The following is a 10141-nucleotide window of genomic DNA, read 5'->3' as shown; positions in this document are numbered from 1 at the left end:
GTCAGACCGATGCACCCTGGCTGATTCAGGGGATTGAGCAGGTCGAAAGCTGATCCTGCTGAACAAACAGGCACCCCTGAGGTGCCTGTTGCTTTATATAGGACTCAAACTTCTTTACGGGTGAAAACCCAGCTATCCCCTTCACTCATACTGGCAGAGAAGTTGTAACCACCCAGATCAAAATCCTTTAAACCATCGGGTTGATCAATCCTGTTGCTGATCAGGTAACGACACATCATGCCGCGCGCTTTTTTGGCATAAAAGCTGATGATCTTGTACTGCCCATTTTTCCAGTCCTTGAATACCGGTGTGATGATGCGGGCATTCAGACGGGACGTATCCACCGACTTAAAATACTCCTGTGATGCCAGATTGATCAGCACTGGTTGTGTCTGGGTTTGTAATTGTTGCTGGAGCTGCTCGGCTATCAGTGGACGCCAGAAACTATAAAGATCCTTGCCGCGTTTGTTATTAAAAGCAGTGCCCATTTCCAGTCGGTAGGGCTGGATTAAATCCATGGGTTTCAGCAAACCATACAGCCCAGAAAGAATACACAGATGCTCCTGTGCAAAACTCAGCTGTTCATCATCCAGGCTTGTGGCATCCAGTCCCGTGTAAACATCACCGGTAAAAGCCAGCACTGCTGCTTTGGCATTCTCTAGTGTGACGGGGAGGCACCACTGTTCAAAACGAGCCGCATTTAATGTGCCCAGCTTGTCGCTAATGCCCATCAAATCACTGAGCTGCTGAGGTGATAAGGGCTTTAACTGTTCAACCAGCTCCTGAGCTTCCTGCAGAAAACAGGGCTGGGTATTCAGGTGGCTAGGTGCCGGGGTCTCAAAATCAAGCGACTTGGCAGGAGAAATCAGACTGAGCATATCAAGGGTGCTCCAGATTAAGGGTGGTCAAAGTGAAATAATTGCTGCAATTATACCAGCCGCAGAAGAGCACCGTATCGGCGCAAAGTGATTGATATGGCTGGAGTTTGCCTTTTATTGGTGCTTGGTTGGGCATATCGCTGCTATAAAATATCAAAAATACCTTATCAAAAGCCTTCAAGATGATTACAATCCGCACACTTTACGCACTTGGGAGATGTTAGCCGATACTTCTGGTAACACTCCATCAAGAGGTTTTCCTGTATATGTCACCATCCAATCAGTTGCTGGCAAGTCTGGAGTTCTCACTGGCTGACCGCTTTTACAAGCTGGCCTGCAAACCGGGACTGAAGCTTCTTCGGCACATGACACGGGGATTGATGCATCATGCAGCAGGTCTTGGCCATCAGCGTACCCTGCTGGTGTTTGGTCAACGACTATTGCAGGATGGTCTCACCAACCGGGAGCGGATGCTGGGCGCTGAATATCTGTTAAAAGCTGCGCAGCAGGGCAATGCTGAGGCGCAGTGGTTAACGGGTGGTATCTACGAAAAAGGTATGGCTCCTTTTGTGCAAAGTGACTCCAATGCTGTCACCTGGTATGCACGTGCTGCTCAACAAGGACATCCTCTGGCCTGTGAACGTCTTGCTCAGGCTTATCGACAAGGTGAGCTTAACTTGCCCGCCAGTTCCGAAAAAGCCAGCTACTGGGATCAGGCAGCCTGATTGTCCCCTCTTGTGTTATTGCAGTAAACTGGCTCACTATTTGCTGGTAAGGTCGGAATCTCATCCTTTTGCTGCCAGTTGTGATTTACAAGACAAGGGTCCTGAATGGTCATGCCGTTCATTATAGATGTTGAAGCCTCTGGCTTTGGTCGTGGAAGTTATCCCATCGAAGTTGGCTTTGCCCGCCCTGATGGAACAACCGCTGCCCGCCTGATACGGCCAGAGCCTGAATGGATCCACTGGAATACCGAAGCAGAAGCGGTTCATGGCATCAGTCGAGAACAGCTGCAGCAGGAAGGTTTGTCTGTTGTAGAAGTGGCTGACTGGCTGAATGCAGAGCTGGAAGGCTTAACTGTTTACAGTGATAGCTGGGGTTTTGACAGCAGCTGGGTTGCGCTGCTTTTTGATCAGGCTAGTCGTCGGCAAAAGTTTCGGGTGGATACCCTCAATAAGCTGTTGAATGAACAACAGCTGGCCTCCTGGGCAAAAATGAAACAGCAGGTGCTGCAGGAGCTGCAACTGGTGCGCCATCGTGCTGCGGATGATGCTTATATGTTGCAACGTACTTTTCGTCTGACTTCTGGCTGCTAAATCTGCAGTAAAAAAACACTCGTTTGACTTGCTGCTGCAGTTTCCCTAGTCTCGACTGTCTCGACCCACTTAATCTCCCGAGGCTTTCTTTAATGACCACTCCTCCCACCGATCAAGAAACACAACCCCGTGTACTGTTATCACTGAATGATGGCATTGCACAGGTGGTGTTGAATCGCCCGGATAAACACAACAGCCTGGATATGGATTTGATCACTGCGCTGCTGGAGGTTTTATCCACCCTTAATAATACCCGTGACTTGCGTGTTGTGATTCTGTCCGGCAGTGGGCAGAGTTTCTGCAGCGGGCTGGATGTTGCGGGTGTGATGTCCGATCCAAAAAATATCCAGTGGCTGCTGAGTGGTTGCGATGGTTACCCGCATAACAAGGTTCAGCATCTGGCGCTTGGCTGGCGATCCTTGCAGGTTCCGGTGATTGCAGTGGTGGAAGGTTATTGTTATGGCGGTGGTTTGCAGATGATTATGGGAGCCGATTTGCGTATTGCTCACCCAGAGGCGCGTCTGTCGGTGATGGAAGGGCGCTGGGGCATTATCCCGGATATGGGTATCAGTGTGACTGCTCGGGGTTGTGTGCGTGAAGACGTGCTGATGCGGATGACACTGACAGCAGAAGTCATCAGTGGAGAAACCGCCTTGCAGGAAGGCATGGTGACAGAAGTAGCGGTTGATCCCATGCAGCGTGCACAACAGCTGGCGGTAGAGATCTGCAAACGCTCACCGGATATGGTCAAGTCAACCAAGCGCCTGCTGCGTGACTCCTACACCCAGACTGATGATGAGCGCCTGGCGATGGAAGAAAAACTGCAGCGCCGATTGCTGGGTTCACCCAATCAGATGGAAGCGGTGATGGCCAACCTGCAGAAGCGTGACCCGATTTTTAACACAGACTGAGCTTAAAATAGACCGATGTCAGCACCCGTACAACTGCGCCCCTACCAGCAGGAAGCCGTACAGCGGGTGCTGGAGTGGTTTCGTTCAACCAGTGACCCAGCGTTGTTATGCTTGCCAACCGGTGCCGGAAAAAGCCTGGTGATTGCCGAGCTGGCACACCTTGCTCGTGGGCGGGTGCTGGTGCTAGCGCATGTACGAGAACTGGTTGAACAAAATCATGCCAAATATGCTGCGTACGGATTACAGGCAGATGTTTTCAGTGCCGGTCTGGGCTCAAAAAATGCTGAATGTCAGGTAGTTTTTGGCTCGGTACAATCGGTCAGTCGCCATTTGACGCGTTTTGATGATGCGGGTTTTACCCTGCTGGTGATTGATGAATGCCATCGTGTCAGCCTGAGTGAAGATACCGCCTACCAGAAAATCATCACACACCTGCAACAACTCAATCCCAACATAAAAATCCTCGGACTGACCGCAACTCCTTATCGTCTTGGGCATGGATTTATTTATCACCGTCATCTGCAACAACAAGCCGCTCGTGGTGATGAACAGAGCTTTTTTAAAGCCTGCATTTATGAATTACCACTGCGCTGGATGGTGAAAAAAGGTTATCTGGTCATGCCGGTACGCCTGGACATGGCTATGCTGGCTTATGACTTCTCTGCTTTGATCCCTACGGCTTCCGGTTATTACATTGAAAACGAACTGGATCAGGTGGTTCGATCCAGCCGCGTCACACCGGGTATTGTTGAAGATATCCAGCAGCGGGCAGCAACCCGGCGCGGTGTGATGATCTTCTGTGCCAGTGTGCGCCATGCTGAAGAGGTGACCTCGCTGTTGCCAGCAGCACAAACCGCCCTGATCACTGGAGCCTTGCCCGGCAAAGAGCGTGAACAGATCATTTGTGCATTCAAGGCACAACAACTCAAATATCTGGTGAATGTGTCGGTGTTAACCACCGGTTTTGATGCACCCCATGTGGATTTGATTGCTCTGCTGCGCCCGACGGAATCCGTCAGTCTGTATCAACAGATTCTTGGCCGTGGACTGCGGCTTTCGCCGGAAACTGGCAAAAAGGATTGCCTGCTATTGGATTATGCCGGTAATCCCTGGGATCTCTGGGCACCGGAAGTTAACTCACCCCGCCCAGCCAGTGATACACAACTGGTACAGGTGACTTGTCCGGCCTGTGGTTTTGCCAACAGCTTCTGGGGGCGTACCACGGCGGAGGGTGAGGTGCTGGAACATTTTGGGCGGCGTTGTCAGGGGTGGCTGGAATCGGATCAAGGCTCCGGCAGCCAGTGTGATTTCCGTTTCCGGTTTCGGATCTGTGATGCCTGCGGGGGTGAGGCCGATATTGCTGCACGGGTTTGCCCCCATTGTGATGCCACCTTGGTGGATGCAGACAAACGCCTGAAAGAAGCCTTGCAGTTGCGTGATGCACGGGTGTTACGGGTCAGTGGCATGACACTGGAGGCAAGTGTTAATGGCCGGGGATTACCCCGCCTGAAAGTCACCTACCATGATGAAGATGGCACCGAACTCAGTGACTGGTATGCACTGGAAACACCAGCACAGCGTTATGTCTTTGAGCAGGTGTTTCTGCGTGATCACTTAAAAGCACCCGGTTGTGGCTGGAGTCCTGCTACTGCTGAAGAGGCAGCAGCAGGCACTGAGCGCCTGCGCCATCCTGATTTTGTTATTGCCCGCAAGATGCACCGCAAACACTGGCGCATCCAGCAGAAGTTATTTGATTATCAGGGGCGTTATCGCCGCGCTGATCAGGCCTCTTGATTCAGATAACGCGCATGAAAACGCAGGTGGTCTTCGATAAAACTGGCGATAAAATAGTAGCTGTGGTCATAACCCGGCTGGATACGCAATTCGAGTGCGGAACCACTGGCCGCACTGGCGGCTTGTAAAACGTCTGGTTTCAGCTGTTCGGTAAGGAACTGATCAGCATCACCTTGATCCACCAATATTGGTAAATCAGACTTTTGCTGAGCCAGCAGCAGCGAAGCATCATATTGCCGCCAGTTGGTTTCATTTTCGCCAAGATAACCGCTTAGTATCCTGAGGCTTACGGATTCAGGCCAAAAGCCGGTACGACTTAAATTGACGCACCTCTGCGATATGCTCTGTAAATCATCACGATTCAGGAGGACGTCATGCTCTGGAAAACCCTTCAAAAAACCAGCTTGCCCAACCAGGAAGACATGGATGCCGTTGACCAGCAGGAGTTGTTGCTGGCTCGTATGGTTGCGGCACGTTTAATTCTGCTGGCTGAGCGCCAACAAATGCTGGAGGCAGATATCGAATGGTCGGATTTTTTTCTGTGGTTTGGTATTGAACAGGAGCAGTCAGATTCAGAGGAAGATGAATTTGATATGCCTCATCGCAGGTTTCCCCGTGGAGCACACCGCCACCATCAAACGATTACGGGTCGGCACCCTGAAGAAGCTCGGCTGGTGGGTCAGTGGCTTAAAAGTCAGAAACCACCAACAAAAAGCTATGATGGAGCGCTTCTCCAGGCTACTACAATGCTGTCATCCCGCATGAGTCTGAACCCCGCTGAAGAAACCCTGTTATTTTTTATCTGGCTCAAAGCACGTCACGAAATGTTGCACCAGCTCTGTAGTCAGATTAAAACCAACAATGTCCGTCGAAGCCTGAATCTGATGGAGCAAGTGTTCAGCTTAAAAGCAGGAAGCCTGTACTCCGTCAGCCATGAAACCCATGTTTTATGCCGTTTCAGGCTTATAGAGCGCAACATGCATGTGACAACTCTGCAAGATGCACTTGATACAGGAACCTTTCTGCAAACACTCAACCACGTGATCAATTTAGATCAGATTGATAAGCGACCTTTGAGCGAACAGTTGGATGCTGTGTGCGAAGGGATATGCCCTAAAATTGATGCGATCAGCTTGCCTCCCCGCTCATTCAGTTATGTACCTCAACTGCAACTGTTGCGAAATCACCTGCATGAAGCGATGGTAGCAAAACGCACGGGGCTGAATATTCTTTTGTACGGTGCTCCTGGTGTTGGCAAGACGCTGCTGGCATCCAGTTTGGCGCATTGGATGCAATGTGATTTACATGCAGTGCCTGTTGAAGATGACGACGGTGTGATGATTCTACCGGAGCGTCGTATTGATCAGTTACTACTCGGACAACTGTTGCTGAAAAATAAAACCAATGCGCTGGTGCTGTTTGATGAGATTGAAGATGTGTTTATGCCTGCCCAACGTAAACCTTCCAAAGCCTGGATTAATCAGCAGCTAGAGCATAATGCGCGCCCGACCATTTGGCTGAGCAATCAGATTGATATGATTGATCCTGCCTATTTGCGCCGCTTTGATTTGATTCTTGAAGTCCCTGTACCAGAGGCTGCTGCTTTGCGTATGCAGCGCACTGAGTTGTTAAAAGCACTGCCTGTTACAACGCACTTTATCGAGTGGTTGGCGGGTGCTGAGTGGATGACACCGGCCATGATGATGCAGCTGCAAAGACTTGCGAGAACCATGCAAACCAAGCAACCGTTGCAAAATGAAAAGGCGATGCTAAAACTGTTAGAGCAGCGCTTCAAAGCAGAAGGTCGTCTTCAGCCCAAAGATTGGTATCAGGCTGGGGTGAAGTCCACCACGGTCAACAAAGCCCTTTTATTCCCTGCCTACAATCCAGACTGGTTAAACACTAACCCAGGCTTGAATCGTGTGGTGCGTCAGGTTCAGCGCATTACCAATGCACGTTTATGCCTGCATGGTTACCCTGGAACAGGTAAAACAGATTTTGCTGGGTTTCTGGCTAAGCAGTTGGATCGTCCATTGCTGGTGAAATCTGCCAGCGATTTGCTGAATATGTTTGTCGGCGGTACTGAAAAGCGCGTGGCTGCCATGTTCAGGGAGGCCCAGGAGAGCCATTCCATTCTGCTGCTAGATGAGGCCGATACCTTTTTACATGCGCGAAACGTTGGTGATCAGCGCAGCTGGGAGATCAGCATGGTAAACGAAATGCTGGTGCAGATGGAGCGTTTCGAAGGGCTATTCATTGCAACCAGTAACCGTTTTGAAACCATGGATACCGCTGTTATGCGTCGGTTTGATCTCAAGGTGCGTTTCGACTGGCTCAGCACCAGTCAGCTGCTGGCTTTGATCGAGCAAGTTTTGCGGGAGCAGCATGGACAAGAGCCCGGTCTTGATCATTTGCAGCAGGAGCGACTGCAGCGCCTTAAAGTTAGCCCCGGCAACGTGAAAACTGCATTACGCCGTTTGTACCTGGAAGGGCGACGCATCAGCGGCAATAATTTACTGATGGCACTGGAAGCTGAGATGCAAGCGCAGCAGCAAGGGCAGAAACAGCCTATTGGGTTTGTGCAGCCCGGCAGCCCAGTTAAAGCTCTCTACTCTGCGGATCAGCCAGCTGCACATCACGTAAAGTTTGAATGATGTCGCCAAAAAATATGTGCGGCATGTTAAGGTCAATTTTGTGAGTCTTGTACATCAACCCACTACACAGGGAAGTCAGCGCATGTCAGAAGCGAAAGACACCATTTACCGCCACTTAACACTGTTGAGACTGATACCCCGTCACCCGGCAAGTATCAGCACTTCTGATCTGATCGAAAAGCTGAAAGATCATGGTTTTAAAGTGACACAGCGAACCTTGCAGAGAGATCTGAGTTCGCGTTTGTCCGTACTCTTTCCATTAATCAGTGATGAAACAGAAAAGCCTTATCGCTGGTCGTTCAGCCCTGATATCCACATGGATTTGCCGAGCATGGACACTGCTACGGCTCTGACCTTTTATCTGGCTGAGCAGCAGCTGCTGGGGCAGTTGCCAATGGCAGTGGTTAATCAATTACGTCCACAGTTTAATCATGCACGTAAGGTGTTGGAACAACTGCATCACAACAATCTAACCCACTGGCTCAAGAGTGTAAGAGCTATTCCAAATGGCAAAACACTGATTCCTGCGGCTATTGCACAATCCGTCTGGAAGGAGGTCACTTCGGCACTGCTCGAACAGCGTTGCCTGCAAGTGGAGTATCTAAGCCGCACCTCCGAAAGTCTGAAAACCTTTCAGCTGCATATTCATGGTTTGGTGACACGTTATTCCAGTTCTTATCTGGTTGCCAGAGTCGATGGCTACGAAGATTTACGCCAGTTTGCCTTGCATCGAATTCAGCAGGCCAAGGCTGGCGAACAAAAGGCTGTTATCGACCCAAATTTTGATATTGATCAGTACATCAACAAAGGCGCTTTTGCCGGTGCTAATGAAGGTGAGCTCATCACCTTGGTGGCAGACATTCATCCGCAGGTCGGCTGGTTGTTGAGTGAAACTCCGCTGAGTAACGATCAGGAGATCACTGAACTACCAGGGGATACTGAGTGGAAACGCCTGACAGCGAAAGTACAGAAGGATCAGGAAACACTCTGGTGGATTCATGGGCTGAATGCCAACATTCGTGTCCATGAACCAATAGAGTGGGTGGAGCAAATCAAGAACAGTCTGGATCAGCTGCAGAACCTATATGGTTGATTCTGCCTGATCAACCAGGGTAGCACCGAGTGAATGCATGGTCTCAGCAAAAGGTGTGAAGGTGTCACGCTCAGGGTGGCTGGAGCGAATTGCAAAAGCAACACAGTCAAAATGCTCCAGTCGCTGCTCAAGCTCTTGGCGATATATTGCTGCAACTTCATTGGCAGGGTTGAGAAAAGCACCACAGCCAAAGGCACCAAAGACTACATGCCGAATCTGGTGGCGTTGCAGTGTATTGAACTGTGCAGCAATACGACGACGCGCTTCCAGAACATCAAAGCTGCGCCCATCCCTCAGATCTTGTGCCGATGCCCGCAACTCATAGAAGGGAAAAACCTCATGGTTGGCTAACCATTCATAACCCAGATCAGGTTTTGAGGGATCTTCCGGGCCACGAATACAGATTCTTGGATGCTGGGTATCCAAATAAACGTAACCAGTATGCCCCTGCAGCAAGCGAGTCATACGCGGGTAGTATTGATCACGCTGGGCATCATAGTCCGTGGGTGTGATGCTGAAATGGCAATTGCTTCTGCGGTACATGTTTTCTTCCTGAGCAGCTGCACCCTCCACATATCCACCACCGGGTATAAAGGCATTGGCCATGTTCAATACAGCAAAGCACCGTCCAAATCGCTGGGTGAGTTGTTGTGTAACGACACCCCAGTCATCTGCATGAACAAAAATGCAGGTATCCTTGGGAGCATTTTGGGACGAATTTTGCCATTCAATCAAGTTTGTCTCAGCCAATCGATGATAGCGCCTAGATTTCTCAGCCAATATAAAGGCATTCACAGTATCTCTTAAAACCTTTCGTCGAACAGCGCTGGCAGGAGACATAAATCCACGACTATGGGCATCGCTTGTTGCACAGAGTTTACGGCCAAAGCGGATCACAATTTAACTCCAAAAAAATCATCTTGTTAATTGTCAATAGTTCGCAATAGTTCGGACAGTTTTAAAGAAAGCCTGCTACCCGGATAATGGGGTTGTCAAACACAACCATCACCCGAGCGCAGGCTTTCATGGAAATAGTCAATACGGTTTTGCAGAAAATGTCCAGTGTTAGAAAACCTCAGCGCCAGTTTATGCTGATGCTTTTGCCCTTGTGGCTGTGCCTGAGAGGTCGTGCCAATTTTCGTAACCTGAGCCGTTATAGCCATTACCATGAGAAAAGTTTTTCGCGTTGGTATCGCCGTGACTTTGATTTCACCGAATTCAACCGACTGGCTTTGCAGCCACTCAGTCAACCTGCCTTATTCATGAGGCATAGCTGAAAAGTGGGTGTGGCTTTGGTATCCTGTTGAAATATAACGTGTTCCGGCAAGAACGGTTTGTCTCAACCACCACCGCCACGGGTGAAACTATACCACCATGAAAACCTCATTCAATGCCTCCGTAAATCTTTCGCTCAGCAACCAAGCCAACAGCAGCGATGCCGGTGGGGCGATATGACTCGCCACCACGGTACTGTCGATGCGCAGCTTATCCAGTG

10 protein-coding genes are annotated in these 10141 nt (G+C 50.0%); 7 read left to right on the top strand and 3 right to left on the bottom strand.

Going from position 1 to position 10141, the window contains the following annotated elements; translation table 11 throughout:
- Positions 1 to 104: 104 nt before the first annotated feature.
- Positions 105 to 878, bottom strand: coding sequence for a peroxide stress protein YaaA (gene yaaA / locus IBX50_RS13820; RefSeq protein ID WP_292256758.1), 774 nt, complete (start codon positions 876 to 878; stop codon positions 105 to 107).
- 266 nt (positions 879 to 1144) lie between these two features.
- On the opposite strand from yaaA, the gene IBX50_RS13815 reads away from it, so the two are divergent.
- The 4 genes from IBX50_RS13815 to IBX50_RS13800 all read left to right on the top strand — a co-directional run bounded on the left by IBX50_RS13815 (position 1145) and on the right by IBX50_RS13800 (position 4899).
- Positions 1145 to 1603 (top strand): sel1 repeat family protein, encoded by a 459-nt coding sequence (locus IBX50_RS13815; RefSeq protein WP_292256756.1) that lies wholly within the window; start codon positions 1145 to 1147, stop codon positions 1601 to 1603.
- A gap of 111 nt (positions 1604 to 1714) precedes the next feature.
- Positions 1715 to 2194 (top strand): hypothetical protein, encoded by a 480-nt coding sequence (locus tag IBX50_RS13810; RefSeq protein WP_366930730.1) that lies wholly within the window; start codon positions 1715 to 1717, stop codon positions 2192 to 2194.
- Between the two features lie 92 nt (positions 2195 to 2286).
- Positions 2287 to 3105 carry a crotonase/enoyl-CoA hydratase family protein gene (locus IBX50_RS13805; protein ID WP_292256752.1) on the top strand — a complete coding sequence of 273 codons (819 nt, stop codon included), beginning with the start codon at positions 2287 to 2289 and terminating at the stop codon, positions 3103 to 3105.
- A 15-nt stretch (positions 3106 to 3120) separates the two neighbouring features.
- A complete protein-coding gene (locus IBX50_RS13800) occupies positions 3121 to 4899 on the top strand; it encodes a DEAD/DEAH box helicase (protein ID WP_292256750.1) in 1779 nt (592 codons plus the stop codon).
- On the opposite strand, the gene IBX50_RS13795 is transcribed toward IBX50_RS13800, so the two are convergent.
- On the bottom strand, positions 4887 to 5294 hold the full coding sequence (locus IBX50_RS13795; RefSeq protein WP_366930729.1) for an alpha/beta hydrolase-fold protein: 408 nt from the start codon (positions 5292 to 5294) through the stop codon (positions 4887 to 4889). The two genes, IBX50_RS13800 and IBX50_RS13795, sit on opposite strands and share 13 nt — an antisense overlap.
- On the opposite strand from IBX50_RS13795, the gene IBX50_RS13790 reads away from it, so the two are divergent.
- The gene (locus IBX50_RS13790) at positions 5274 to 7553 is read left to right on the top strand and encodes an ATP-binding protein (protein WP_292256748.1); all 2280 of its coding nucleotides are present in this window, start codon (positions 5274 to 5276) and stop codon (positions 7551 to 7553) included. The genes IBX50_RS13795 and IBX50_RS13790 overlap by 21 nt on opposite strands.
- An 82-nt stretch (positions 7554 to 7635) precedes the next feature.
- Positions 7636 to 8646, top strand: a complete 1011-nt coding sequence (locus IBX50_RS13785; protein WP_292256746.1) for a WYL domain-containing protein — start codon at positions 7636 to 7638, stop codon at positions 8644 to 8646.
- Here the strand turns inward: IBX50_RS13785 and IBX50_RS13780 are convergent.
- A complete protein-coding gene (locus tag IBX50_RS13780; protein WP_366930728.1) occupies positions 8635 to 9396 on the bottom strand; it encodes a poly(ADP-ribose) glycohydrolase domain-containing protein in 762 nt (253 codons plus the stop codon). The genes IBX50_RS13785 and IBX50_RS13780 overlap by 12 nt on opposite strands.
- 239 nt (positions 9397 to 9635) lie before the next feature.
- Here IBX50_RS13780 and IBX50_RS13775 point away from each other — a divergent pair, with 239 nt between their 5' ends.
- On the top strand, positions 9636 to 9923 hold the full coding sequence (locus IBX50_RS13775) for a hypothetical protein (protein ID WP_292256744.1): 288 nt from the start codon (positions 9636 to 9638) through the stop codon (positions 9921 to 9923).
- Positions 9924 to 10141: the final 218 nt, after the last annotated feature.

The organism is Marinospirillum sp. (assembly GCF_014859565.1).
This window is presented reverse-complemented; position numbering and strand designations above follow the sequence as displayed.

What these genes read in the sequence shown, in the direction of transcription:
- IBX50_RS13805 (WP_292256752.1), top strand. Translation starts at nt 2,287, where the DNA reads ATGACCACTCCTCCCACCGATCAAGAAACACAACCCCGTGTACTGTTA.
- yaaA (WP_292256758.1), bottom strand. Translation starts at nt 878, where the DNA reads ATGCTCAGTCTGATTTCTCCTGCCAAGTCGCTTGATTTTGAGACCCCG.
- IBX50_RS13790 (WP_292256748.1), top strand. Translation starts at nt 5,274, where the DNA reads ATGCTCTGGAAAACCCTTCAAAAAACCAGCTTGCCCAACCAGGAAGAC.
- IBX50_RS13810 (WP_366930730.1), top strand. Translation starts at nt 1,715, where the DNA reads ATGCCGTTCATTATAGATGTTGAAGCCTCTGGCTTTGGTCGTGGAAGT.
- IBX50_RS13785 (WP_292256746.1), top strand. Translation starts at nt 7,636, where the DNA reads ATGTCAGAAGCGAAAGACACCATTTACCGCCACTTAACACTGTTGAGA.
- IBX50_RS13815 (WP_292256756.1), top strand. Translation starts at nt 1,145, where the DNA reads ATGTCACCATCCAATCAGTTGCTGGCAAGTCTGGAGTTCTCACTGGCT.
- IBX50_RS13800 (WP_292256750.1), top strand. Translation starts at nt 3,121, where the DNA reads ATGTCAGCACCCGTACAACTGCGCCCCTACCAGCAGGAAGCCGTACAG.